Origin of the sequence: Bacillus sp. B.PNR1 (assembly GCF_030386235.1) — a bacterium.
Taxonomy (GTDB): Bacteria; Bacillota; Bacilli; order Bacillales; family Bacillaceae; genus Bacillus; species Bacillus stercoris.
In genome coordinates, this window is the sequence record NZ_JANYMN010000005.1 from 18,084 (window position 1) to 43,579 (window position 25,496).

The following is a 25,496-nucleotide window of genomic DNA, read 5'->3' on the forward strand; positions in this document are numbered from 1 at the left end:
CGGGTTGCGAGTTTTAACAAGTTCGCAACCCTTATTCGTGGGAGGTTATTCCGCTATAACCACATAAGGAGGAAATTTTAAAATGGCTAAAAAAGGTAAAAAGTACGTTGAAGCTGCTAAGCTTGTAGACCGTTCTAAAGCTTACGACGTTTCTGAAGCAGTAGCTCTCGTTAAAAAAACAAACACAGCTAAATTCGACGCTACAGTTGAAGTGGCTTTCCGTTTAGGGGTTGACCCTCGTAAAAACGACCAGCAAATCCGCGGAGCAGTTGTGCTTCCAAACGGAACTGGTAAAACTCAGCGCGTTCTCGTTTTCGCAAAAGGCGAAAAAGCGAAAGAAGCTGAAGCTGCTGGTGCAGATTACGTAGGCGATACTGACTACATCAACAAAATTCAACAAGGCTGGTTCGATTTCGATGTAATCGTAGCTACACCTGATATGATGGGTGAAGTTGGTAAAATTGGTCGTGTACTTGGACCAAAAGGTTTAATGCCAAACCCTAAAACTGGTACAGTTACTTTCGAAGTTGAAAAAGCGATCGGCGAAATCAAAGCTGGTAAAGTTGAATACCGCGTAGATAAAGCTGGAAACATTCATGTTCCTATCGGTAAAGTTTCTTTCGAGGATGAAAAACTTGTTGAGAACTTCACAACAATGTACGATACAATCCTGAAAGCTAAACCTGCCGCAGCTAAAGGCGTTTACGTGAAAAACGTTGCTGTAACTTCTACTATGGGACCTGGTGTCAAAGTAGACTCTTCAACTTTTAACGTAAAATAATATTGACATGACATCAACATTCTGATATTATTCAAAATGTTGTAAAATAGAATATCATTTATACCGTAGACAGTAGGGGCCTAACCGCTTAATCATCCTACCGAGGTGTATATTATCACAGCTATTACGTTACGTATGCTTGTATATACAGCCTCCATGTCTCATGGAGGCTTTTTATATGGAATCCGTCGTCTCAGTCGTGATCACCTAACGGTATAAGTGTTACACAAGAATCTACAGGAGGTGTAACCATGAGCAGCGCAATTGAAACTAAAAAAGTTGTTGTTGAAGAAATTGCTTCTAAACTGAAAGAAAGTAAATCAACGATCATCGTTGACTATCGCGGACTTAACGTTTCTGAAGTAACTGAACTTCGTAAACAGCTTCGCGAAGCTAACGTTGAGTTCAAAGTTTACAAAAATACGATGACTCGCCGTGCGGTTGAACAAGCTGAGCTTAATGGTTTGAATGATTTCTTAACTGGACCGAACGCGATCGCATTCAGCACTGAAGATGTTGTCGCTCCGGCTAAAGTTCTGAATGACTTCGCTAAAAATCACGAAGCTCTTGAAATCAAAGCTGGCGTAATCGAAGGTAAAGTTTCTACTGTTGAAGAAGTGAAAGCTCTTGCTGAACTTCCATCACGCGAAGGCTTGCTTTCTATGTTGCTTAGCGTACTTCAAGCTCCAGTTCGCAACTTTGCTCTTGCTGCAAAAGCTGTGGCAGAACAAAAGGAAGAACAAGGCGCTTAATCTAATCAGTTTTTCATAAATTAAAACAAAATGGAGGAATTACAAATGGCTTTAAATATCGAAGAAATCATTGCTTCCGTTAAAGAAGCAACTGTACTTGAATTGAACGACCTAGTAAAAGCAATCGAAGAAGAATTTGGCGTAACTGCTGCTGCTCCTGTAGCTGTAGCTGGCGGAGCTGCTGCAGGCGGAGCTGCTGAAGAGCAAAGCGAATTCGATCTTATCCTTGCTGGTGCTGGATCTCAAAAAATCAAAGTTATCAAAGTTGTACGTGAAATCACTGGTCTTGGCTTGAAAGAAGCTAAAGAACTTGTTGACAACACTCCAAAACCACTTAAAGAAGGTATTGCTAAAGAAGAAGCTGAAGAGCTTAAAGCTAAACTTGAAGAAGTTGGCGCTTCTGTAGAAGTTAAGTAATCTTCACTTACCTGGAGGGGAAGCTCGCTTTTATGAGGCGAGCTTTTTCTTTGCCATTCTTTAAGCCATGAAAAAAGGAGGTTCTAATAATGAGTGAGCACTATTATTCAGAAAAACCTTCAGTGAAAAGCAACAAGCAAACCTGGTCTTTTAGGCTTCGGAATAAAGATTTCACGTTTACCAGCGACAGCGGGGTTTTTTCTAAAAAAGAAGTTGATTTCGGCTCCCGACTGCTGATTGATTCTTTTGTAGAGCCTGAGGTTGAGGGCAGCATTTTGGATGTAGGCTGCGGGTACGGGCCGATTGGTTTATCGCTGGCCAGCGACTTTAAAGACCGGACTATCCACATGATTGATGTTAATGAGAGAGCCGTAGAACTATCAAATGGAAATGTTGAACAGAATGGAATAACAAACGTTAAAATTTATCAAAGCGATTTGTTTTCAAACGTTGATTCTGCTCAAACATTTGCTTCTATTCTTACAAATCCCCCAATCCGAGCCGGAAAAAAAGTTGTCCATGCTATCTTTGAGAAAAGCGCTGAACACTTAAAAGCTTCAGGTGAGTTGTGGATCGTCATACAGAAAAAGCAAGGCGCGCCTTCTGCCATTGAAAAGCTCGAGGAACTGTTCGATGAAGTTTCTGTCGTTCAAAAAAAGAAAGGCTATTATATCATAAAAGCAAAAAAAGTTTGACTCGGTATTTTAACTATGTTAATATTGTAAAATGCCAATGTATATATTTTGCTTGATATGATGAATTGTCAATATCTATGTATAAATTATACAAGTATGGAAATGCTAATAAAATCGGTATTTGTTTTTGGATGTGGTTTTCTTAATTAGAAACCCTTTTTTCTTTTGTCTTGTAAAAGTATTTTCTTTCTTTGGAAGAAATGCTTATTACACATATAATACGCATGATTTGAGGGGTGAATCAGTTGACAGGTCAACTAGTTCAGTATGGACGACACCGCCAGCGCAGAAGCTATGCTCGCATTAGCGAAGTGTTAGAATTACCAAATCTCATTGAAATTCAAACCTCTTCTTATCAGTGGTTTCTTGATGAGGGTCTTAGAGAGATGTTTCAAGACATATCACCAATTGAGGATTTCACTGGTAACCTCTCTCTTGAGTTCATTGATTATAGTTTAGGTGAGCCTAAATATCCTGTAGAGGAATCAAAAGAACGTGATGTGACTTACTCAGCTCCGCTAAGAGTGAAGGTTCGTTTAATTAACAAAGAAACTGGAGAGGTAAAAGACCAAGATGTCTTCATGGGTGATTTCCCTATTATGACAGATACAGGTACTTTTATCATTAACGGTGCGGAACGCGTTATCGTTTCCCAGCTTGTTCGGTCTCCAAGTGTATATTTCAGTGGTAAAGTAGACAAGAACGGTAAAAAAGGTTTTACCGCAACTGTCATTCCAAACCGTGGCGCATGGTTAGAATACGAAACTGATGCGAAAGATGTTGTTTATGTCCGCATTGATCGCACACGTAAGTTGCCGGTTACGGTTCTTTTGCGTGCTCTCGGCTTCGGCTCCGATCAAGAGATTCTTGATCTCATAGGAGAAAACGAATACCTGAGAAATACGCTTGATAAAGATAACACAGAAAACAGCGACAAAGCGTTGCTTGAAATTTACGAGCGTCTCCGTCCTGGAGAGCCGCCTACAGTAGAAAATGCGAAAAGCTTGCTTGATTCTCGTTTCTTTGATCCGAAACGATACGATCTTGCCAATGTAGGACGCTATAAAATTAATAAAAAACTTCATATTAAGAATCGCCTCTTCAATCAGAGACTTGCTGAAACGCTCGTTGATCCTGAAACAGGAGAAATCCTTGCTGAAAAAGGTCAGATTCTTGATAGAAGAACACTTGATAAAGTACTGCCATACTTAGAAAACGGAATCGGTTTCAGAAAGCTGTATCCGAATGGCGGTGTTGTTGAAGATGAAGTGACTCTTCAATCCATTAAAATCTTTGCTCCGACTGATCAAGAAGGAGAACAGGTTATTAATGTAATCGGGAATGCTTACATCGAAGAAGAGATTAAAAACATCACGCCTGCTGATATTATTTCTTCAATCAGCTACTTCTTCAACCTGCTGCACGGAGTAGGCGACACAGATGATATCGATCATCTTGGAAACCGCCGTTTACGTTCTGTAGGCGAGCTTCTCCAGAACCAATTCCGTATCGGTTTAAGCCGTATGGAGCGTGTGGTTCGTGAGAGAATGTCAATTCAAGATACGAATACAATTACGCCTCAGCAGCTGATCAACATTCGTCCTGTTATTGCGTCCATTAAAGAGTTCTTTGGAAGCTCACAGCTTTCTCAATTCATGGATCAGACGAACCCGCTTGCTGAATTAACGCATAAGCGCCGTCTGTCAGCATTAGGACCGGGCGGATTGACACGTGAGCGTGCCGGAATGGAAGTGCGTGACGTTCACTACTCCCACTATGGCCGTATGTGTCCGATTGAAACGCCTGAGGGCCCGAACATCGGTTTGATCAACTCACTATCATCTTATGCAAAAGTAAACCGTTTTGGCTTTATTGAAACGCCATATCGTCGCGTTGACCCTGAAACAGGGAAGGTAACGGGCAGAATCGATTACTTAACTGCTGATGAAGAGGATAACTATGTTGTCGCTCAAGCAAACGCTCGTCTTGATGACGAAGGCGCCTTTATTGATGACAGCATCGTAGCTCGTTTCCGCGGGGAGAACACTGTTGTTTCCAGAAACCGTGTAGACTACATGGATGTATCGCCTAAGCAGGTTGTATCTGCTGCGACAGCATGTATCCCGTTCTTAGAAAACGATGACTCCAACCGTGCCCTCATGGGAGCGAACATGCAGCGTCAGGCTGTGCCTTTGATGCAGCCGGAAGCGCCATTTGTTGGAACTGGTATGGAATACGTATCAGGAAAAGACTCTGGTGCCGCTGTAATTTGTAAACACCCTGGTATCGTTGAACGCGTAGAAGCGAAAAACGTTTGGGTTCGCCGTTATGAAGAAGTAGACGGTCAAAAAGTAAAAGGAAACCTGGATAAATACAGCCTGCTGAAATTTGTCCGCTCTAACCAAGGTACGTGCTACAACCAGCGTCCGATCGTAAGTGTCGGCGATGAAGTTGTAAAAGGAGAAATCCTTGCTGACGGTCCTTCTATGGAGCTTGGTGAACTTGCACTTGGCCGTAACGTAATGGTTGGCTTCATGACATGGGATGGCTACAACTATGAGGATGCCATCATCATGAGTGAACGCCTTGTAAAGGATGATGTTTATACATCTATCCACATTGAAGAATACGAATCAGAAGCACGTGATACGAAACTTGGACCTGAAGAAATCACTCGCGATATTCCAAACGTCGGTGAAGATGCGCTTCGCAATCTTGATGACCGCGGAATCATCCGTATTGGGGCAGAAGTAAAAGACGGAGATCTTCTTGTTGGTAAAGTAACGCCTAAAGGCGTAACTGAACTGACTGCAGAAGAACGCCTGCTTCACGCCATCTTTGGCGAGAAAGCCCGCGAGGTTCGTGATACTTCTCTTCGTGTGCCTCACGGCGGCGGAGGAATTATCCATGACGTTAAAGTCTTCAACCGTGAAGACGGAGACGAACTTCCTCCAGGTGTGAACCAGTTAGTACGCGTATATATCGTTCAGAAACGTAAGATTTCTGAAGGGGATAAAATGGCCGGTCGTCACGGTAACAAAGGTGTTATCTCTAAGATTCTTCCTGAAGAGGATATGCCTTACCTTCCTGACGGCACACCAATTGATATCATGCTTAACCCGCTGGGCGTACCATCACGTATGAACATCGGGCAGGTATTAGAACTTCATATGGGTATGGCCGCTCGTTACCTCGGCATTCACATTGCATCTCCTGTATTTGACGGAGCGCGAGAAGAGGATGTCTGGGAAACACTTGAAGAAGCCGGCATGTCTCGTGACGCCAAAACAGTGCTTTACGACGGACGTACTGGAGAGCCGTTTGATAACCGTGTATCTGTCGGTATCATGTATATGATCAAACTGGCTCACATGGTTGACGATAAACTTCATGCACGTTCTACAGGCCCTTACTCACTTGTTACGCAGCAGCCTCTTGGCGGTAAAGCGCAATTTGGCGGACAGCGTTTCGGTGAGATGGAGGTTTGGGCACTTGAAGCTTATGGTGCGGCTTACACTCTTCAAGAAATTCTGACTGTTAAGTCCGATGACGTGGTTGGACGTGTGAAAACATACGAAGCCATCGTTAAAGGCGACAATGTTCCTGAACCAGGTGTTCCGGAATCATTCAAAGTGTTAATCAAAGAACTTCAAAGCTTAGGTATGGATGTCAAAATCCTTTCTGGTGATGAAGAAGAAATAGAAATGAGAGATTTAGAAGACGAAGAAGATGCGAAACAAGCTGACGGCCTGGCATTATCAGGTGATGAAGAGCCGGAAGAAACAGCATCTGCAGACGTTGAACGTGATGTAGTAACAAAAGAATAATCTCTAGTTATAAAGGCAAGTGACATCGGTTAATCCGAAGATAAAAAGGGAGGTAGGCCCCTTGCTAGATGTGAACAATTTTGAGTATATGAACATCGGTCTTGCTTCACCAGATAAAATCCGTTCATGGTCTTTTGGTGAAGTGAAAAAGCCTGAAACGATAAACTATCGTACGTTAAAACCTGAAAAGGACGGTCTATTCTGCGAACGCATTTTCGGACCGACTAAGGACTGGGAATGTCATTGCGGGAAGTACAAGCGAGTTCGTTATAAAGGCGTAGTTTGTGACCGCTGCGGAGTCGAAGTAACACGGGCTAAAGTCCGTCGTGAGAGAATGGGGCACATTGAACTGGCTGCCCCAGTTTCCCACATTTGGTATTTCAAAGGTATTCCAAGCCGTATGGGTCTTGTGCTGGATATGTCACCTCGTGCTTTAGAAGAAGTGATTTACTTTGCTTCTTACGTTGTAACTGACCCGGCAAATACACCGCTTGAAAAGAAACAGCTTCTGTCTGAGAAAGAATACCGTGCTTATCTTGATAAATACGGTAATAAATTCCAAGCATCTATGGGTGCTGAAGCAATTCATAAACTTCTTCAAGATATCGATCTTGTAAAAGAAGTTGATATGTTAAAAGAAGAGCTGAAAACTTCACAAGGACAACGACGTACTCGTGCGATCAAACGTCTTGAAGTTTTAGAGGCCTTCCGTAACTCAGGAAACAAGCCTTCTTGGATGATCCTTGATGTGCTTCCTGTTATTCCTCCAGAGCTTAGACCGATGGTTCAGCTAGATGGCGGACGTTTTGCGACTTCTGATTTGAACGATCTTTATCGTCGTGTCATCAACCGTAACAATCGTTTGAAACGCCTTCTGGACCTTGGTGCGCCTAGCATCATCGTTCAAAACGAAAAGCGTATGCTTCAAGAGGCTGTCGATGCCTTAATTGACAATGGCCGCCGCGGACGCCCTGTAACAGGTCCTGGTAACAGACCGTTAAAATCTCTTTCTCACATGTTGAAAGGGAAGCAAGGCCGTTTCCGTCAAAACCTTCTTGGTAAACGTGTTGATTACTCCGGACGTTCTGTAATCGTTGTTGGTCCTCATTTGAAAATGTACCAATGCGGATTACCGAAGGAAATGGCGCTTGAACTCTTCAAGCCTTTCGTTATGAAAGAACTTGTTGAAAAGGGTCTTGCACATAACATTAAGAGTGCGAAACGCAAAATTGAGCGCGTACAGCCTGAAGTTTGGGATGTATTAGAATCAGTTATTAAGGAGCACCCAGTACTGCTGAACCGTGCCCCTACACTTCACAGATTAGGTATTCAGGCGTTTGAACCAACGCTTGTTGAAGGACGCGCAATCCGCCTTCACCCACTCGTATGTACAGCTTACAACGCTGACTTTGACGGTGACCAAATGGCGGTTCACGTACCATTATCTGCTGAAGCACAAGCTGAAGCACGCATCTTGATGCTTGCTGCTCAAAACATCTTGAATCCTAAAGATGGTAAACCTGTTGTAACACCGTCTCAGGATATGGTACTTGGTAACTATTACCTGACACTTGAGCGTGCCGGTGCTGTCGGTGAAGGCATGGTCTTCAAGAATACAGACGAAGCGCTTCTTGCTTATCAAAACGGATATGTTCACCTTCATACGAGAGTAGCTGTTGCAGCTAACTCCCTTAAGAATGTGACATTTACCGAAGAACAGCGCTCAAAATTGTTAATTACAACTGTCGGTAAGCTTGTCTTCAATGAAATTCTTCCGGAATCATTCCCTTACATGAATGAACCAACGAAGAGCAACATTGAAGAGAAAACACCTGACCGTTTCTTCTTGGAAAAAGGTGCTGACGTTAAAGCTGTCATCGCACAGCAGCCAATCAATGCACCGTTCAAAAAAGGTATTCTGGGTAAAATCATCGCGGAAATCTTTAAACGATTCCATATCACGGAAACGTCTAAAATGCTTGACCGCATGAAAAACCTAGGCTTCAAATATTCAACAAAAGCTGGTATTACAGTTGGGGTTTCTGACATCGTCGTACTCGATGATAAACAAGAAATTCTTGAAGAAGCGCAAAGCAAAGTTGACAACGTTATGAAGCAGTTCCGCCGCGGTCTTATCACTGAAGAAGAACGCTATGAGAGAGTCATCTCTATCTGGAGTGCTGCAAAAGACGTGATCCAAGGCAAACTGATGAAATCACTTGATGAACTCAACCCGATCTACATGATGAGTGACTCTGGTGCCCGTGGTAACGCATCTAACTTTACGCAGCTTGCCGGAATGCGCGGTCTGATGGCCAACCCGGCTGGACGTATCATTGAGTTGCCGATCAAATCAAGTTTCCGTGAAGGTCTGACAGTATTGGAGTACTTTATCTCCACACACGGAGCGCGTAAAGGTCTTGCCGATACCGCTCTTAAAACTGCTGACTCAGGTTACCTTACACGCCGTCTCGTTGACGTTGCGCAGGATGTTATCATCCGTGAAACTGATTGCGGAACTGACCGAGGCATTCTTGCTAAGCCTCTTAAAGAAGGAACTGAAACAATTGAGCGCTTAGAAGAACGCTTAATCGGCCGTTTTGCACGAAAACAAGTGAAGCACCCTGAAACAGGTGAAGTGCTTGTGAATGAAAACGAACTAATCGATGAAGATAAGGCGCTGGAGATTGTCGAAGCTGGCATTGAAGAAGTGTGGATCCGTTCTGCCTTCACATGTAATACGCCTCATGGTGTATGTAAACGATGCTATGGCCGAAATCTTGCAACTGGCTCCGATGTTGAAGTCGGTGAAGCTGTCGGAATCATTGCTGCCCAATCAATCGGTGAGCCTGGTACACAGTTAACAATGCGTACATTCCATACAGGCGGGGTTGCCGGAGACGATATCACACAGGGTCTTCCGCGTATCCAAGAGCTTTTCGAAGCGCGTAATCCGAAAGGTCAGGCAACAATTACAGAAATCGACGGTACAGTCGTTGAGATTAATGAAGTTCGTGATAAGCAGCAGGAAATTGTCGTTCAAGGCGCAGTGGAAACACGTTCTTATACGGCACCTTACAACTCCCGCCTGAAAGTAGCGGAAGGAGATAAAATTACTCGAGGCCAAGTACTGACAGAAGGTTCAATCGATCCGAAAGAACTTCTTAAAGTGACTGACCTGACGACTGTTCAAGAGTATCTTCTCCATGAGGTTCAAAAGGTTTACCGTATGCAGGGTGTTGAAATCGGTGATAAACACGTAGAAGTAATGGTTCGCCAGATGCTTCGTAAAGTACGCGTAATTGATGCCGGCGACACTGATGTGCTTCCAGGTACATTGCTTGACATCCACCAATTTACTGAAGCGAACAAAAAGGTGTTGCTCGAAGGCAATCGACCTGCTACAGGCCGTCCTGTCTTACTCGGTATTACAAAAGCATCTCTTGAAACTGATTCATTCTTATCTGCTGCTTCCTTCCAGGAAACAACGCGTGTCCTTACAGATGCAGCGATCAAAGGTAAGCGTGACGAGCTTCTCGGCTTGAAAGAGAATGTTATCATCGGTAAACTTGTTCCAGCTGGTACAGGAATGATGAAATACCGTAAAGTAAAACCAGTATCAAATGTTCAGCCGACTGACGATATGGTTCCGGTTGAATAACTGATTTCATTCTGCTGAAAGACTGTTTTTGCAGTCTTTCAGCAGATATATTTATTAAAAAGTCACTCTATGAGAAGATAGAAACTAAAAAATGTCATACCTTGTTGACATTCGTCTCCTAGAATGATAATATAACCAAGGTGCTCGAAATAAACCTGTTACTTTGGAGGATATGTTTATGTCTTATGATAAAGTATCACAGGCCAAATCAATTATTATTGGTACGAAGCAAACAGTGAAAGCTCTAAAGCGAGGTTCAGTAAAGGAAGTAGTCGTTGCAAAGGACGCAGATCCGATACTCACGTCAAGTGTTGTTTCACTTGCGGAAGATCAAGGTATCTCTGTCTTAATGGTTGAATCCATGAAAAAGCTCGGCAAAGCCTGCGGAATTGAGGTAGGAGCAGCCGCTGTTGCCATTATTTTATAACGTACTTTTGTTTTTGCGTAAGATTCAATCTTGTGTAAAGACATTGTTTTTTGCCTTTTGATGAACCACCTGGGTATGTGGGTTATAAAACGTAATGAAGGGAGGAAAAAATCATGCCTACAATTAATCAGCTAATTCGCAAAGGACGCGTGAGTAAAGTAGAAAACTCAAAGTCTCCTGCACTTAACAAAGGATACAACAGCTTTAAAAAAGAGCACACTAACGTATCTTCTCCACAAAAACGCGGGGTATGTACTCGTGTTGGTACAATGACACCGAAAAAACCGAACTCAGCACTTCGTAAATATGCTCGTGTTCGTTTGACTAACGGAATCGAGGTTACTGCTTACATTCCTGGTATCGGTCACAACCTGCAAGAGCACAGTGTTGTACTTATCCGCGGTGGACGTGTAAAAGACTTACCAGGGGTACGTTACCACATCGTTCGTGGTGCGCTTGATACTGCTGGAGTTGAAAACCGTGCACAAGGCCGTTCTAAATACGGTACGAAAAAACCTAAAGCAAAATAATAAACGAAAATACGCATAATTGATGAAGGGAGGATATTCAGATGCCACGTAAAGGTCCTGTAGCAAAAAGAGATGTTTTACCTGATCCGATTTACAACTCTAAGCTTGTATCTCGTCTAATCAACAAAATGATGATCGATGGTAAAAAAGGTAAGTCTCAAACAATCCTATACAAGTCATTCGATATCATTAAAGAACGTACTGGCAATGATGCAATGGAGGTTTTCGAACAAGCATTGAAAAACATCATGCCTGTACTTGAAGTAAAAGCACGCCGTGTAGGTGGTGCGAACTACCAAGTTCCTGTAGAAGTTCGTCCTGAACGTCGTACGACTCTTGGACTTCGCTGGTTAGTAAACTACGCTCGTCTTCGTGGAGAAAAAACGATGGAAGAGCGTTTAGCTAACGAAATCCTTGACGCAGCTAACAACACTGGTGCTGCTGTTAAGAAACGTGAAGATACTCATAAGATGGCTGAAGCAAACAAAGCATTTGCTCACTATCGTTGGTAGGATTTATATACTAAAAAACACAATTTCCCAATAAGGAAGGAGAAATTACCCAATGGCAAGAGAGTTCTCCTTAGACAAAACTCGTAATATCGGGATCATGGCTCACATTGATGCCGGTAAAACGACTACTACAGAACGTATCTTGTTCTATACTGGTCGTATCCATAAAATTGGTGAAACTCATGAAGGAGCTTCACAAATGGACTGGATGGAGCAGGAACAAGAACGTGGTATCACAATCACTTCCGCTGCGACAACTGCACAGTGGAAAGGATACCGCGTAAACATCATCGATACTCCAGGACACGTAGACTTCACAGTTGAAGTTGAACGTTCTCTTCGTGTACTTGATGGTGCTGTTGCTGTACTTGACGCGCAATCAGGCGTTGAGCCTCAAACAGAAACTGTTTGGCGTCAGGCAACAACTTACGGAGTACCGCGTATCGTTTTTGTTAACAAAATGGACAAAATCGGTGCAGACTTCCTTTACTCTGTAGGAACTTTAAGAGATCGTCTTCAAGCAAACGCTCATGCAATTCAATTGCCGATCGGTGCTGAAGATAACTTCGAAGGTATCATCGACCTTGTAGAAAACGTTGCGTATTTCTATGAAGATGACCTCGGAACTCGTTCTGATGCAAAAGAAATCCCTGAAGAGTATAAAGAGCAAGCTGAAGAGCTTCGCAACAGCCTTATTGAAGCTGTATGTGAGCTTGATGAAGAGCTTATGGATAAATACCTTGAGGGTGAAGAAATCACAATTGACGAGTTAAAAGCAGGTATCCGTAAAGGTACATTAAATGTTGAATTCTACCCTGTTCTTGTTGGTTCTGCCTTCAAAAACAAAGGTGTTCAACTCGTACTTGATGCTGTTCTTGACTACCTTCCTGCACCAACTGACGTTGCTGCAATCAAAGGTACACGTCCTGATACAAATGAAGAGATTGAGCGTCATTCTTCTGACGAAGAGCCATTCTCTGCATTAGCATTTAAAGTTATGACTGACCCTTACGTTGGTAAGTTGACGTTCTTCCGTGTGTACTCTGGAACACTTGATTCCGGTTCATACGTGAAAAACTCTACTAAAGGCAAACGTGAGCGTGTTGGACGTATTCTTCAAATGCACGCTAACAGCCGTGAAGAAATCTCTACTGTATACGCAGGGGATATCGCAGCTGCTGTAGGTCTAAAAGATACAACTACTGGAGATACTCTATGTGATGAGAAGGATCTTGTTATCCTTGAGTCAATGGAATTCCCAGAACCAGTTATCGACGTTGCTATTGAGCCTAAATCAAAAGCTGACCAAGATAAAATGGGTATCGCTTTAGCGAAACTTGCTGAAGAAGATCCTACATTCCGTACTCAAACAAACCCAGAAACTGGCCAAACGATCATCTCTGGTATGGGTGAACTTCACCTTGATATCATTGTTGACCGTATGAAGCGCGAATTTAAAGTAGAAGCCAATGTTGGTGCTCCTCAAGTTGCGTACCGTGAAACATTCCGTACCGGTGCAAAAGTTGAAGGTAAATTCGTACGTCAGTCTGGTGGACGCGGTCAGTTCGGACACGTTTGGATCGAATTCGAACCAAACGAAGAAGGCGCGGGCTTTGAATTTGAAAATGCGATTGTTGGTGGGGTCGTTCCTCGTGAATACATCCCAGCTGTTCAAGCAGGTCTGGAAGATGCACTTGAAAATGGTGTACTAGCAGGCTTCCCGCTTATCGACATTAAAGCTAAACTTTTCGACGGTTCTTACCATGATGTTGACTCAAACGAAATGGCATTTAAAGTTGCTGCTTCTATGGCATTGAAAAATGCAGTCAGCAAATGTAACCCAGTTCTTCTTGAACCAATCATGAAAGTAGAAGTGGTTATTCCAGAAGAATACATGGGAGATATCATGGGTGATATCACTTCACGTCGCGGACGCGTAGAAGGTATGGAAGCACGCGGTAACGCTCAAGTTGTTCGTGCTATGGTTCCTCTTGCTGAAATGTTCGGTTACGCTACTGCACTTCGTTCTAATACGCAAGGTCGCGGTACGTTCACTATGTTCATGGATCACTACGAAGAAGTGCCGAAGAGCGTTTCTGAAGAAATTATCAAAAAAAATAAAGGCGAATAATTGATTTTGCCGCTTAACTCAAGTATAACTACTATTGTAAGATGAGGAAGTGAAAGCTTTCTTTCACTTCCTATCACTCTATACATTACTAATTAAAAGCTCTTAAGGAGGATTTTAGAATGGCTAAAGAAAAATTCGACCGTTCCAAATCACATGCCAATATTGGTACAATTGGACACGTTGACCATGGTAAAACAACTTTAACTGCTGCTATCACAACAGTACTTCATAAGAAATCTGGTAAAGGTACAGCTATGGCGTACGATCAAATTGATGGTGCTCCAGAAGAACGTGAGCGCGGTATCACAATCTCTACTGCACACGTTGAGTACGAAACTGAAACTCGTCACTATGCACACGTTGACTGCCCAGGACACGCTGACTATGTTAAAAACATGATCACTGGTGCTGCGCAAATGGACGGAGCTATCCTTGTAGTATCTGCTGCTGATGGCCCAATGCCACAAACTCGTGAGCACATCCTTCTTTCTAAAAACGTTGGTGTACCATACATCGTTGTATTCTTAAACAAATGCGACATGGTAGACGACGAAGAGCTTCTTGAACTAGTTGAAATGGAAGTTCGCGATCTTCTTAGCGAATACGACTTCCCTGGTGATGATGTACCAGTAATCAAAGGTTCTGCTCTTAAAGCTCTTGAAGGTGACGCTGAGTACGAAGCTAAAATCTTCGAACTTATGGATGCGGTTGATGAGTACATCCCAACTCCAGAACGTGACACTGAAAAACCATTCATGATGCCAGTTGAGGACGTATTCTCAATCACTGGTCGTGGTACAGTAGCGACTGGCCGTGTAGAACGCGGACAAGTTAAAGTCGGTGACGAAGTTGAAATCATCGGTCTACAAGAAGAGAACAAGAAAACAACTGTTACAGGTGTTGAAATGTTCCGTAAGCTTCTTGATTATGCTGAAGCTGGTGACAACATTGGTGCCCTTCTTCGTGGTGTATCTCGTGAAGAAATCCAACGTGGTCAAGTACTTGCTAAACCAGGTACAATCACTCCACACAGCAAATTCAAAGCTGAAGTTTACGTTCTTTCTAAAGAAGAGGGTGGACGTCACACTCCATTCTTCTCTAACTACCGTCCTCAGTTCTACTTCCGTACAACTGACGTAACTGGTATCATCCATCTTCCAGAAGGCGTAGAAATGGTTATGCCTGGAGATAACACTGAAATGAACGTTGAACTTATCTCTACAATCGCTATCGAAGAAGGAACTCGTTTCTCTATTCGTGAAGGCGGACGTACTGTTGGTTCAGGCGTTGTTTCTACAATCACTGAGTAATAGTATGATTTTAAACGAGACCCCCTGCGGGTCTCGTTTTTTGTTTGCTTATCTTTTTCTTGTATAATAGGATCTATCATATTCGAGGGGCTACTATCTATGATTCCTGAAAAGAGATCAATCGCAATCATGAAAGAACTGAGCATTGGAAATACAAAGCAAATGCTGATGATTAATGGAGCTGATGTTGAAAATCCATTGCTGCTTTTTTTACATGGCGGGCCGGGAACGCCGCAAATCGGATACATTAGACATTATCAAAAAGAGCTGGAACGGTATTTCACTGTAGTTCATTGGGATCAGAGAGGATCAGGGCTTTCATATTCTAAACGAATTTCCCAACACTCCATGACAATAAATCACTTCATTAAAGATACAATCCATGTCACTCAATGGCTCTTAGCTCACTTTTCAAAAACAAAACTATATCTGGCCGGTCATTCTTGGGGGTCAATGCTGGCGCTTTATGTAGTGCAGCAGCGCCCGGACTTGTTTTACGCTTATTATGGAATCAGTCAGGTTGTCAGTCCTCACGATGAAGAATCAACTGCTTATCGACATATTCGTAAAACTTCTGAAGAAAAAAAAGCCAGCATATTATCTTTGCTAACACGTTTCATTGGTGCTCCGCCTTGGAAGCAGGATATCCAGCATCTTATTTATCGATTTTGCGTTGAGGTAAGCAGAGGAGGATTCACTCGCCTGCATCGACATTCTCTTGCTGTTTTATTTCAAATGCTTACTGGTAATGAGTATGGTGTGCGAAACATTCATAGCGTCCTCAATGGACTGCGCTTCAGCAAAAAACATTTAACAGATGAGTTGTACAGGTTTAATGCTTTTAGATCTGTTCCTTCTATTAAAGTACCGTGTGTTTTCATTTCAGGGAAACATGACTTGATTGTTCCAGCTGAAATATCGAAACAGTATTATCAAGAACTTGTGGCGCCCGAAAAGCGCTGGATTCAATTTGAGAATTCAGCTCATACCCCGCATATTGAAGAGCCGTCATTATTCGCTAGCACACTAAGTCGTCATGCACGGTACCATTTATGATAGGTCCTTGATAAATAAGAAAAACCCCTGTATAATATAAAAAGTGTGCAAACCATGCATATTTTAAATAAGTCTTGCAACATACGCCTATTTTCTGTATAATGGTGTATGTTGGTCTTTGACTGCGATGAAGTGAGAGGTTGCTGACACACCCGGCCGCTTTGCCATGGCAAGGTGTTCAGGTTTTTCTCACGGAGAACTGTCTAACGTGATGTAGGCGAAAAGGAGGGAAAATAATGGCAAAACAAAAAATTCGTATTCGTTTGAAAGCATATGATCATAGAATCCTTGATCAATCTGCAGAGAAGATTGTTGAAACGGCAAAACGTTCTGGTGCCAGCGTATCTGGTCCGATTCCGTTGCCAACTGAAAAATCAGTTTACACAATCCTTCGTGCGGTGCACAAATACAAAGATTCTCGTGAGCAATTTGAAATGCGTACACATAAACGTTTAATCGACATTGTGAACCCAACACCACAAACTGTTGATGCTCTTATGCGATTAGACTTACCATCTGGTGTCGATATCGAAATTAAACTTTAATTCTAAAATATAGAATGATCTTAATAGGAGGTGTGACGAATGACCAAAGGAATCTTAGGAAGAAAAATTGGTATGACGCAAGTATTCGCTGAGAACGGTGATCTTATTCCGGTAACTGTTATCGAGGCTGCTCCAAACGTTGTTCTTCAAAAGAAAACAGCTGAAAACGACGGTTACGAAGCAATCCAGCTTGGTTTTGACGACAAGCGTGAAAAGCTTTCTAACAAACCTGAAAAAGGGCACGTTGCAAAAGCGGAAACTGCTCCTAAGCGCTTCGTTAAAGAATTACGCGGAGTGGAAATGGATGCGTATGAAGTTGGTCAGGAAGTCAAGGTTGAAATTTTCTCTGCTGGAGAAATCGTAGATGTAACAGGAGTATCTAAAGGTAAAGGTTTCCAAGGTGCGATCAAGCGCCATGGACAATCTCGCGGACCTATGTCTCACGGTTCACGCTACCACCGTCGTCCTGGTTCAATGGGACCTGTAGATCCTAACCGTGTATTCAAAGGTAAATTATTACCTGGACGTATGGGCGGAGAGCAAATCACTGTTCAAAACCTTGAAATCGTAAAAGTTGATGCAGAACGCAATCTTCTTTTGATCAAAGGTAACGTACCTGGTGCGAAGAAAACTTTAATCACTGTTAAAAGTGCTGTTAAATCTAAATAACTCTCTTAGGAAAGGAGGAAATTGATCATGCCAAAAGTAGCATTATACAACCAAAACGGTTCTACTGCTGGTGACATCGAATTAAATGCTTCTGTATTTGGTATCGAACCAAATGAGAGTGTTGTATTCGACGCTATTCTTATGCAAAGAGCTTCCTTACGTCAAGGAACTCACAAAGTAAAAAATCGTTCTGAAGTACGCGGCGGAGGTCGTAAACCATGGCGTCAAAAAGGTACTGGACGTGCCCGTCAAGGTTCAATCCGTTCACCGCAATGGCGCGGAGGTGGTGTCGTATTCGGCCCAACACCACGCAGCTATTCTTATAAATTACCTAAAAAAGTTCGCCGCTTGGCAATCAAATCAGTATTGTCTTCTAAAGTGAACGACAACAACATCATCGTTCTTGAAGATCTTACTCTTGATACGGCTAAAACAAAAGAAATGGCAGCTATCCTTAAAGGATTATCTGTTGAGAAAAAAGCTTTAATCGTAACTGCGGATGCAAACGAAGCAGTAGCTTTATCTGCTCGTAACATTCCTGGAGTTACTGTTGTTGAAGCTAACGGAATCAACGTTTTAGACGTTGTCAACCACGAGAAGCTTCTGATTACAAAAGCAGCGGTTGAAAAAGTAGAGGAGGTGCTTGCATAATGAAAGATCCTCGTGATGTTCTAAAGCGCCCCGTCATTACTGAACGTTCTGCTGATTTAATGACTGAAAAGAAATATACTTTTGAAGTTGATGTAAGAGCTAACAAAACAGAAGTGAAAGACGCGGTTGAAAGCATCTTTGGAGTGAAAGTTGACAAAGTCAACATCATGAACTACAAAGGTAAATCAAAACGTGTTGGACGCTACACTGGTATGACTAGCCGTCGCAGAAAAGCGATCGTAAAACTTACTGCAGACAGCAAAGAAATCGAAATTTTTGAAGCTTAATTATCTGTAAAAAGAAGGAGGGAAATTCAAAATGGCGATTAAAAAGTATAAACCGACCTCTAATGGACGTCGTGGCATGACAACTTCAGATTTTGCTGAAATCACGACTGACAAGCCGGAAAAATCCTTGCTTGCTCCCCTTCACAAAAAAGGCGGACGTAACAACCAAGGTAAATTGACTGTACGTCACCAAGGTGGCGGACATAAACGCCAATACCGTGTTATCGACTTCAAACGCGATAAAGATGGTATACCTGGACGCGTTGCTACAGTTGAATACGATCCAAACCGTTCAGCTAACATCGCTCTAATCAACTATGCAGACGGAGAAAAACGTTACATTCTTGCTCCTAAAGGAATTCAAGTGGGTACTGAAATCATGTCAGGTCCTGAAGCTGACATTAAAGTAGGTAATGCACTTCCACTTATCAACATCCCTGTTGGTACAGTTGTGCATAACATTGAATTAAAACCTGGTAAAGGCGGACAGCTTGTACGTTCAGCTGGTACATCTGCTCAGGTTCTTGGTAAAGAAGGTAAATACGTTCTTGTACGTCTTAACTCTGGTGAAGTTCGCATGATCCTTTCTGCTTGCCGTGCTTCTATCGGTCAAGTAGGTAACGAACAGCACGAACTTATCAACATTGGTAAAGCTGGACGTTCTCGCTGGAAAGGCATCCGTCCTACAGTTCGTGGTTCTGTAATGAACCCTAACGATCACCCACACGGTGGTGGTGAAGGACGTGCGCCAATCGGACGTAAATCACCAATGTCTCCATGGGGTAAACCAACTCTTGGATTCAAGACTCGTAAGAAAAAGAACAAATCCGATAAATTTATCGTACGTCGTCGTAAAAATAAATAACGGGGTTGTCTACGGTTCTTTTCGGACCGTAGTGCAATCACGAAGGGAGGTTCCAAAATGGCTCGCAGCTTAAAAAAAGGACCATTTGTCGATGGACACTTGATGACTAAAATCGAGAAATTAAATGAAACAGACAAGAAACAAGTCGTAAAAACTTGGTCTCGTCGTTCTACTATTTTCCCACAGTTTATTGGTCACACAATCGCAGTCTATGACGGACGTAAACACGTGCCTGTATTCATCTCTGAAGATATGGTAGGGCACAAGTTGGGTGAATTCGCTCCAACTCGTACGTACAAAGGTCATGCTAGTGATGACAAAAAAACAAGACGCTAAGAGAGGAGGCTTTTAAATGCAAGCTAAAGCTGTTGCAAGAACAGTCCGTATTGCTCCTCGTAAAGCACGTCTAGTAATGGACCTGATTCGAGGCAAGCAAGTAGGTGAGGCAGTATCAATCTTGAACCTTACACCAAGAGCTGCTTCTCCAATTATCGAGAAAGTATTAAAATCCGCTATTGCAAATGCTGAGCATAACTATGAAATGGACGTTAACAACCTGGTTATTTCTCAAGCATTCGTTGACGAAGGCCCTACGTTAAAAAGATTCCGCCCACGTGCTATGGGACGTGCGAGCCAAATCAACAAACGTACGAGCCACATTACAATCGTTGTATCAGAAAAGAAGGAGGGATAAGTAGTGGGTCAAAAGGTAAATCCAGTCGGTCTTCGTATCGGAGTCATTCGTGATTGGGAATCTAAGTGGTACGCTGGTAAAGATTACGCTGACTTCCTGCACGAAGATTTAAAAATTCGTGAATACATTAGCAAACGCCTTTCTGACGCTTCTGTTTCTAAAGTAGAAATCGAGCGTGCAGCAAACCGCGTTAACATTACGATCCACACAGCTAAGCCTGGTATGGTTATCGGTAAAGGCGGTTCTGAAGTCGAAGCACTTCGCAAAGCCCTTAACAGCCTTACTGGCAAGCGTGTACACATTAACATTCTTGAAATCAAAAGAGCAGATCTTGATGCACAGCTAGTTGCTGACAACATCGCTCGTCAATTAGAAAACCGTGTTTCTTTCCGCCGTGCGCAGAAACAACAAATCCAACGTACTATGCGTGCTGGAGCACAAGGTGTGAAAACAATGGTTTCTGGTCGTCTTGGCGGTGCAGATATCGCTCGTTCTGAATACTACAGTGAAGGAACTGTTCCATTGCACACATTACGTGCGGACATTGACTATGCAACATCTGAAGCTGATACTACTTACGGTAAGCTTGGTGTGAAAGTCTGGATCTATCGTGGAGAGGTTCTTCCTACTAAGAAGAAAACTGAGGAAGGAGGAAAATAATATGTTATTACCAAAACGCGTTAAATATCGCAGAGAGCATCGCGGAAAAATGCGTGGCCGTGCGAAAGGCGGTACTGAAGTACATTTCGGTGAATTCGGTATCCAAGCTCTTGAAGCTTCTTGGATCACTAACCGTCAAATCGAAGCTGCACGTATTGCGATGACTCGTTACATGAAACGTGGCGGTAAAGTTTGGATCAAAATTTTCCCTTCTAAACCTTACACTGCTAAACCACTTGAGGTACGTATGGGATCCGGTAAAGGGGCTCCAGAAGGTTGGGTAGCTGTTGTAAAACCGGGCAAAGTTTTATTTGAGATTTCTGGTGTGTCTGAAGAGGTTGCTCGTGAAGCGCTTCGTCTTGCATCTCACAAATTGCCAATTAAAACGAAGTTCGTAAAACGTGAAGAAATTGGTGGTGAATCAAATGAAAGCTAATGAAATTCGTGACCTTACCACTGCTGAAATTGAACAAAAAGTAAAGTCTCTTAAAGAAGAACTTTTCAATCTTCGCTTTCAATTAGCGACAGGACAACTTGAAAATACTGCTCGCATTCGTGAAGTGCGCAAAGCTATCGCGCGCATGAAAACTGTGATTCGTGAAAGAGAAATTGCTGCTAATAAATAATCACTGAGGGGAGGTCGTGAGCATGAGCGAACGTAACCAACGCAAGGTTTACCAAGGCCGTGTTGTTTCTGACAAAATGGATAAAACCATCACTGTTGTTGTTGAGACATACAAAAAACATACACTTTACGGTAAACGCGTAAAATACTCAAAAAAATTCAAAGCACATGATGAAAATAATCAAGCTAAAATCGGTGACATCGTTAAGATTATGGAAACTCGTCCATTGTCTGCAACTAAGCGTTTCCGTCTAGTTGAAGTTGTCGAAGAAGCTGTTATTATCTAATAAAGTTCGGAATTCTTTTTCCGAAGGGAGGTAACAAATAATGATTCAACAAGAGACTCGTTTAAAAGTAGCTGACAACTCTGGCGCACGTGAAGTACTTACTATTAAAGTTCTTGGTGGTTCTGGACGTAAAACAGCTAACATTGGTGATGTAATTGTTTGCACGGTTAAACAAGCAACACCAGGAGGCGTTGTCAAAAAAGGTGAAGTCGTAAAAGCTGTTATCGTTCGCACTAAAAGCGGAGCGCGCAGAAGTGATGGTTCATACATCAGCTTCGATGAGAATGCATGTGTTATCATCCGTGACGACAAGAGCCCACGCGGAACTCGTATCTTCGGACCAGTTGCTCGTGAATTGCGTGAAAACAACTTTATGAAAATTGTTTCTCTAGCTCCAGAAGTTATCTAATGAAATAAATGCCTTACTCAAGGAGGTGCGATCAGGATGCATGTAAAAAAAGGCGATAAAGTTATGGTTATCTCTGGTAAAGATAAAGGCAAACAAGGAACAATCCTTGCTGCTTTCCCTAAAAAGGACCGCGTTTTAGTTGAAGGTGTTAACATGGTAAAGAAACACTCTAAACCAACTCAAGCTAACCCTCAAGGCGGTATTTCTAATCAAGAGGCGCCAATTCATGTATCAAACGTTATGCCGCTCGATCCTAAAACAGGTGAAGTGACTCGCGTAGGATACAAAGTGGAAGATGGCAAAAAAGTTCGTGTAGCAAAAAAATCTGGGCAAGTTCTAGATAAATAGTATTAAAAGGAAGGGAGGTCTATCTCATGAACCGCCTTAAAGAAAAGTACAATAAAGAAATTGCACCTGCTTTAATGACTAAATTCAACTATGATTCAGTCATGCAAGTGCCTAAAATCGAAAAAATCGTAATCAACATGGGTGTTGGTGACGCTGTTCAAAACGCAAAAGCAATCGACAGTGCTGTTGAAGAATTAACGTTTATCGCAGGTCAAAAACCTGTCGTTACTCGTGCGAAGAAATCAATTGCTGGATTCCGTCTTCGTGAGGGAATGCCTATCGGTGCGAAAGTAACTCTTCGCGGAGAGCGCATGTATGATTTCCTTGATAAACTTATTTCTGTATCTTTACCGCGTGTACGTGACTTCCGCGGGGTTTCTAAAAAATCTTTCGACGGTCGCGGTAACTACACACTTGGTATCAAAGAACAGTTAATCTTCCCTGAAATTGACTACGATAAAGTAACAAAGGTTCGAGGAATGGACATCGTTATCGTAACAACTGCTAATACTGACGAAGAAGCTCGTGAGCTATTAACTCAAGTAGGTATGCCGTTCCAGAAATAATCAATGAAAGGGAGGCGAAATCGTGGCTAAAAAGTCTATGATTGCGAAACAACAACGTACACCAAAGTTTAAAGTACAAGAGTACACACGCTGTGAACGCTGCGGACGTCCGCATTCAGTCATTCGTAAATTTAAACTTTGCCGTATTTGTTTCCGTGAGCTTGCATATAAAGGACAAATTCCTGGCGTGAAAAAAGCCAGCTGGTAATCCCCAAGAAAGGGAAGGAGGTAATTATATAATGGTTATGACAGATCCAATTGCAGATATGCTAACTCGTATTCGCAATGCAAACATGGTACGTCATGAGAAGCTTGAAATTCCTGCTTCTAAATTGAAAAGAGAAATTGCTGAAATTTTAAAGCGTGAAGGTTTCATTCGTGACGTTGAGTTCGTAGAAGACAGCAAACAAGGTATCATCCGCGTTTTCTTGAAATACGGACAAAACAACGAGCGCGTTATCACTGGTCTTAAAAGAATCAGCAAGCCTGGTTTGCGTGTTTATGCTAAATCTAATGAAGTACCTCGCGTACTTAACGGTCTTGGAATCGCGATTATTTCTACATCACAAGGTGTTTTAACGGACAAAGAAGCCCGTGCAAAACAAGCTGGTGGAGAAGTTCTAGCATACGTTTGGTAAGAAGTTTATCATGAATGGAGGTGTTTGGTATGTCTCGTGTAGGTAAGAAGCTACTTGAGATTCCTTCTGATGTTACAGTAACGTTAAATGATAACAACACTGTAGCTGTGAAAGGACCAAAAGGAGAATTAACTCGTACGTTTCACCCTGATATGGAGATTAAAGTAGAGGACAATGTGCTTACAGTCGTTCGTCCTTCTGATCAAAAAGAGCACCGTGCCCTGCATGGTACGACTCGCAGTTTGCTTGGCAACATGGTTGAGGGTGTATCTAAAGGATTTGAAAGAGGTTTGGAATTAGTCGGTGTCGGTTACCGTGCTTCTAAATCCGGAAATAAACTTGTTTTAAACGTTGGATACTCTCATCCTGTTGAGATCGTTCCTGAAGAAGGCATCGAAATCGAAGTTCCTTCTCAAACTAAAGTAGTTGTAAAAGGTACAGACAAAGAACGTGTAGGAGCTATTGCTGCTAACATCCGCGCTGTACGTTCTCCAGAGCCTTACAAAGGTAAAGGAATCCGCTACGAAGGTGAAGTTGTTCGCCGTAAAGAAGGTAAATCTGCTAAGTAAGATCGCTTAAAGTGAAGAAAGGAGTGACCTAGATGATTACGAAAACTAGCAAAAATGCTGCTCGTCTTAAAAGACACGCTCGTGTTCGCGCTAAACTTTCCGGTACTGCTGAAAGACCGCGTCTGAACGTTTTCCGTTCTAACAAGCACATTTACGCTCAAATCATCGATGATGTAAATGGTGTAACACTTGCTAGTGCATCTACTCTCGATAAAGACTTGAACGTTGAAAGCACTGGAGATACTTCTGCTGCTACTAAAGTTGGAGAATTAGTTGCAAAACGCGCTGCTGAAAAAGGCATTTCTGACGTAGTATTTGACCGTGGCGGATACTTATACCATGGACGTGTAAAAGCTTTAGCTGATGCCGCTCGTGAAGCTGGACTTAAATTTTAATAAAAGAAGGAGGGACACATGATTATGCGTCGTATTGACCCAAGCAAATTAGAGTTAGAAGAACGCTTAGTTACGGTTAACCGCGTAGCGAAAGTTGTTAAAGGTGGTCGTCGTTTCCGCTTCGCAGCTCTAGTCGTTGTCGGTGACAAAAACGGACACGTAGGATTCGGTACTGGTAAAGCACAAGAAGTACCAGAAGCGATCCGCAAAGCTGTTGAAGATGCGAAAAAGAATTTGATTGAAGTACCAATGGTTGGAACTACAATTCCACACGAAATCATCGGACGTTTCGGTGCAGGTAACATCTTGTTAAAACCTGCTTCTGAAGGTACTGGAGTTATCGCTGGAGGCCCTGTACGTGCGGTACTTGAGCTAGCTGGTGTAGCTGATATCCTTTCTAAGTCTTTAGGTTCTAACACACCGATCAACATGATTCGTGCAACACTTCAAGGTTTAAGTGAACTTAAACGTGCTGAAGACGTTGCGAAGCTTCGTGGAAAATCTGTAGAAGAACTGTTAGGATAAGGAGGGAACATTAATGGCTAAATTAGAAATTACCCTCAAACGAAGTGTAATCGGTCGCCCGGAAGACCAACGCGTTACTGTAAGAACACTTGGTTTAAAGAAAACAAACCAAACTGTTGTTCATGAAGACAACGCTGCGATCCGTGGCATGATTAATAAAGTATCTCATTTAGTTTCTGTTAAAGAACAATAAAAATATTTGATCGGATAAGGAGGTGTCCTAATGAAACTTCATGAATTAAAACCTTCAGAAGGTTCACGCAAAACGCGTAATCGCGTAGGTCGTGGTATTGGTTCTGGTAACGGTAAAACAGCTGGTAAAGGTCACAAAGGTCAAAACGCTCGTTCTGGCGGCGGTGTACGCCCTGGATTCGAGGGGGGACAAATGCCTTTATTCCAACGTCTTCCTAAACGCGGTTTCACTAACATCAACCGCAAGGAATACACTGTAGTCAACCTAGACAAATTGAACGGTTTTGCAGAAGGAACGGAAGTCACTCCTGAACTTCTTCTTGAGACTGGTGTTATTAGCAAACTTAATGCAGGAGTAAAGATTCTTGGCAACGGTAAATTAGAGAAAAAATTAACTGTAAAAGCCAATAAATTCTCTGCTTCTGCGAAAGAAGCTGTTGAAGCTGCTGGCGGTACAGCTGAGGTGATCTAA

Annotated in this window: 33 protein-coding genes and 1 other annotated feature; all 33 genes read left to right on the forward strand. The window is 42.6% G+C overall.

All coding sequences use genetic code 11. The features are described 5' to 3' along the window. Positions 1-82 precede the first annotated feature (82 nt). The 33 genes from rplA to rplO all read left to right on the forward strand — a co-directional run bounded on the left by rplA (position 83) and on the right by rplO (position 25,496). A complete protein-coding gene (gene rplA, locus NZD81_RS20490; protein WP_003242022.1) occupies positions 83-781 on the forward strand; it encodes a 50S ribosomal protein L1 in 699 nt (232 codons plus the stop codon). Between the two features lie 45 nt (positions 782-826). Beyond that, positions 827-967, forward strand: a sequence feature (ribosomal protein L10 leader region). Positions 968-1,032: 65 nt separating this feature from the next. Beyond that, entirely contained in the window at positions 1,033-1,533 is a 501-nt protein-coding gene (gene rplJ / locus NZD81_RS20495; RefSeq protein WP_014662526.1) for a 50S ribosomal protein L10, read from the forward strand. Positions 1,534-1,578: 45 nt separating this feature from the next. Next, a complete protein-coding gene (rplL, locus tag NZD81_RS20500; RefSeq protein ID WP_003156436.1) occupies positions 1,579-1,950 on the forward strand; it encodes a 50S ribosomal protein L7/L12 in 372 nt (123 codons plus the stop codon). 89 nt (positions 1,951-2,039) lie between these two features. Further along, positions 2,040-2,645, forward strand: a complete 606-nt coding sequence (locus tag NZD81_RS20505; protein ID WP_289861120.1) for a class I SAM-dependent methyltransferase — start codon at positions 2,040-2,042, stop codon at positions 2,643-2,645. 245 nt (positions 2,646-2,890) lie between these two features. Further along, positions 2,891-6,472, forward strand: a complete 3,582-nt coding sequence (gene rpoB / locus NZD81_RS20510) for a DNA-directed RNA polymerase subunit beta (protein ID WP_009966326.1) — start codon at positions 2,891-2,893, stop codon at positions 6,470-6,472. A gap of 61 nt (positions 6,473-6,533) precedes the next feature. Then, entirely contained in the window at positions 6,534-10,133 is a 3,600-nt protein-coding gene (gene rpoC / locus NZD81_RS20515) for a DNA-directed RNA polymerase subunit beta' (RefSeq protein WP_004399688.1), read from the forward strand. Positions 10,134-10,311: 178 nt separating this feature from the next. Next, positions 10,312-10,560: a 50S ribosomal protein L7ae-like protein gene (locus NZD81_RS20520; RefSeq protein ID WP_003242012.1), complete on the forward strand. Its 249-nt coding sequence runs from the start codon at positions 10,312-10,314 to the stop codon at positions 10,558-10,560. A gap of 113 nt (positions 10,561-10,673) precedes the next feature. Further along, positions 10,674-11,090 (forward strand): 30S ribosomal protein S12, encoded by a 417-nt coding sequence (rpsL, locus tag NZD81_RS20525; protein ID WP_003225781.1) that lies wholly within the window; start codon positions 10,674-10,676, stop codon positions 11,088-11,090. Between the two features lie 41 nt (positions 11,091-11,131). Beyond that, positions 11,132-11,602 carry a 30S ribosomal protein S7 gene (rpsG, locus tag NZD81_RS20530; RefSeq protein WP_003225784.1) on the forward strand — a complete coding sequence of 157 codons (471 nt, stop codon included), beginning with the start codon at positions 11,132-11,134 and terminating at the stop codon, positions 11,600-11,602. A gap of 52 nt (positions 11,603-11,654) precedes the next feature. Then, positions 11,655-13,733: an elongation factor G gene (gene fusA / locus NZD81_RS20535; protein ID WP_014662529.1), complete on the forward strand. Its 2,079-nt coding sequence runs from the start codon at positions 11,655-11,657 to the stop codon at positions 13,731-13,733. Positions 13,734-13,852: 119 nt separating this feature from the next. Then, positions 13,853-15,043: an elongation factor Tu gene (gene tuf / locus NZD81_RS20540; RefSeq protein ID WP_003242008.1), complete on the forward strand. Its 1,191-nt coding sequence runs from the start codon at positions 13,853-13,855 to the stop codon at positions 15,041-15,043. Between the two features lie 99 nt (positions 15,044-15,142). Then, complete coding sequence (locus NZD81_RS20545; RefSeq protein ID WP_282373905.1) at positions 15,143-16,099, forward strand: alpha/beta fold hydrolase; 957 nt, start codon at positions 15,143-15,145, stop codon at positions 16,097-16,099. Between the two features lie 236 nt (positions 16,100-16,335). Continuing rightward, positions 16,336-16,644: a 30S ribosomal protein S10 gene (rpsJ, locus tag NZD81_RS20550; protein WP_003156464.1), complete on the forward strand. Its 309-nt coding sequence runs from the start codon at positions 16,336-16,338 to the stop codon at positions 16,642-16,644. Positions 16,645-16,683: 39 nt separating this feature from the next. Continuing rightward, entirely contained in the window at positions 16,684-17,313 is a 630-nt protein-coding gene (gene rplC, locus NZD81_RS20555; RefSeq protein ID WP_014662531.1) for a 50S ribosomal protein L3, read from the forward strand. Positions 17,314-17,340: 27 nt separating this feature from the next. Further along, on the forward strand, positions 17,341-17,964 hold the full coding sequence (rplD, locus tag NZD81_RS20560; RefSeq protein WP_003225792.1) for a 50S ribosomal protein L4: 624 nt from the start codon (positions 17,341-17,343) through the stop codon (positions 17,962-17,964). Continuing rightward, positions 17,964-18,251 carry a 50S ribosomal protein L23 gene (gene rplW, locus NZD81_RS20565; protein WP_003156467.1) on the forward strand — a complete coding sequence of 96 codons (288 nt, stop codon included), beginning with the start codon at positions 17,964-17,966 and terminating at the stop codon, positions 18,249-18,251. The genes rplD and rplW overlap by 1 nt, the downstream gene beginning before the upstream one ends. A 31-nt stretch (positions 18,252-18,282) precedes the next feature. After that, positions 18,283-19,116: a 50S ribosomal protein L2 gene (rplB, locus tag NZD81_RS20570; RefSeq protein ID WP_003225795.1), complete on the forward strand. Its 834-nt coding sequence runs from the start codon at positions 18,283-18,285 to the stop codon at positions 19,114-19,116. Positions 19,117-19,173: 57 nt separating this feature from the next. Beyond that, the gene (gene rpsS / locus NZD81_RS20575) at positions 19,174-19,452 is read left to right on the forward strand and encodes a 30S ribosomal protein S19 (protein WP_003156472.1); all 279 of its coding nucleotides are present in this window, start codon (positions 19,174-19,176) and stop codon (positions 19,450-19,452) included. 16 nt (positions 19,453-19,468) lie between these two features. Further along, positions 19,469-19,810 carry a 50S ribosomal protein L22 gene (rplV, locus tag NZD81_RS20580; protein WP_014662532.1) on the forward strand — a complete coding sequence of 114 codons (342 nt, stop codon included), beginning with the start codon at positions 19,469-19,471 and terminating at the stop codon, positions 19,808-19,810. Between the two features lie 3 nt (positions 19,811-19,813). After that, entirely contained in the window at positions 19,814-20,470 is a 657-nt protein-coding gene (gene rpsC / locus NZD81_RS20585) for a 30S ribosomal protein S3 (RefSeq protein WP_003242001.1), read from the forward strand. Position 20,471: 1 nt separating this feature from the next. Continuing rightward, positions 20,472-20,906 carry a 50S ribosomal protein L16 gene (gene rplP / locus NZD81_RS20590; RefSeq protein WP_003225801.1) on the forward strand — a complete coding sequence of 145 codons (435 nt, stop codon included), beginning with the start codon at positions 20,472-20,474 and terminating at the stop codon, positions 20,904-20,906. Continuing rightward, positions 20,896-21,096 carry a 50S ribosomal protein L29 gene (gene rpmC, locus NZD81_RS20595; RefSeq protein ID WP_003156482.1) on the forward strand — a complete coding sequence of 67 codons (201 nt, stop codon included), beginning with the start codon at positions 20,896-20,898 and terminating at the stop codon, positions 21,094-21,096. Before rplP ends, rpmC begins: the two co-directional genes overlap by 11 nt. Before the next feature lie 22 nt (positions 21,097-21,118). Beyond that, the gene (rpsQ, locus tag NZD81_RS20600; RefSeq protein WP_003225804.1) at positions 21,119-21,382 is read left to right on the forward strand and encodes a 30S ribosomal protein S17; all 264 of its coding nucleotides are present in this window, start codon (positions 21,119-21,121) and stop codon (positions 21,380-21,382) included. Between the two features lie 40 nt (positions 21,383-21,422). After that, a complete protein-coding gene (rplN, locus tag NZD81_RS20605; RefSeq protein ID WP_003225805.1) occupies positions 21,423-21,791 on the forward strand; it encodes a 50S ribosomal protein L14 in 369 nt (122 codons plus the stop codon). Between the two features lie 36 nt (positions 21,792-21,827). Beyond that, a complete protein-coding gene (rplX, locus tag NZD81_RS20610) occupies positions 21,828-22,139 on the forward strand; it encodes a 50S ribosomal protein L24 (RefSeq protein WP_003156486.1) in 312 nt (103 codons plus the stop codon). Positions 22,140-22,165: 26 nt separating this feature from the next. Continuing rightward, complete coding sequence (gene rplE, locus NZD81_RS20615; protein WP_003225809.1) at positions 22,166-22,705, forward strand: 50S ribosomal protein L5; 540 nt, start codon at positions 22,166-22,168, stop codon at positions 22,703-22,705. Positions 22,706-22,727: 22 nt separating this feature from the next. Beyond that, positions 22,728-22,913: a 30S ribosomal protein S14 gene (rpsN, locus tag NZD81_RS20620; protein WP_003156488.1), complete on the forward strand. Its 186-nt coding sequence runs from the start codon at positions 22,728-22,730 to the stop codon at positions 22,911-22,913. A 31-nt stretch (positions 22,914-22,944) separates the two neighbouring features. Next, the gene (rpsH, locus tag NZD81_RS20625; RefSeq protein WP_003241998.1) at positions 22,945-23,343 is read left to right on the forward strand and encodes a 30S ribosomal protein S8; all 399 of its coding nucleotides are present in this window, start codon (positions 22,945-22,947) and stop codon (positions 23,341-23,343) included. Positions 23,344-23,372: 29 nt separating this feature from the next. After that, a complete protein-coding gene (gene rplF / locus NZD81_RS20630) occupies positions 23,373-23,912 on the forward strand; it encodes a 50S ribosomal protein L6 (protein ID WP_014662533.1) in 540 nt (179 codons plus the stop codon). A 32-nt stretch (positions 23,913-23,944) separates the two neighbouring features. Continuing rightward, on the forward strand, positions 23,945-24,307 hold the full coding sequence (rplR, locus tag NZD81_RS20635) for a 50S ribosomal protein L18 (RefSeq protein ID WP_003225816.1): 363 nt from the start codon (positions 23,945-23,947) through the stop codon (positions 24,305-24,307). A 24-nt stretch (positions 24,308-24,331) separates the two neighbouring features. Next, positions 24,332-24,832: a 30S ribosomal protein S5 gene (gene rpsE / locus NZD81_RS20640; protein ID WP_003328273.1), complete on the forward strand. Its 501-nt coding sequence runs from the start codon at positions 24,332-24,334 to the stop codon at positions 24,830-24,832. Positions 24,833-24,845: 13 nt separating this feature from the next. Further along, positions 24,846-25,025, forward strand: coding sequence for a 50S ribosomal protein L30 (gene rpmD, locus NZD81_RS20645; protein WP_003156497.1), 180 nt, complete (start codon positions 24,846-24,848; stop codon positions 25,023-25,025). Positions 25,026-25,055: 30 nt separating this feature from the next. Continuing rightward, complete coding sequence (rplO, locus tag NZD81_RS20650; RefSeq protein WP_014662534.1) at positions 25,056-25,496, forward strand: 50S ribosomal protein L15; 441 nt, start codon at positions 25,056-25,058, stop codon at positions 25,494-25,496.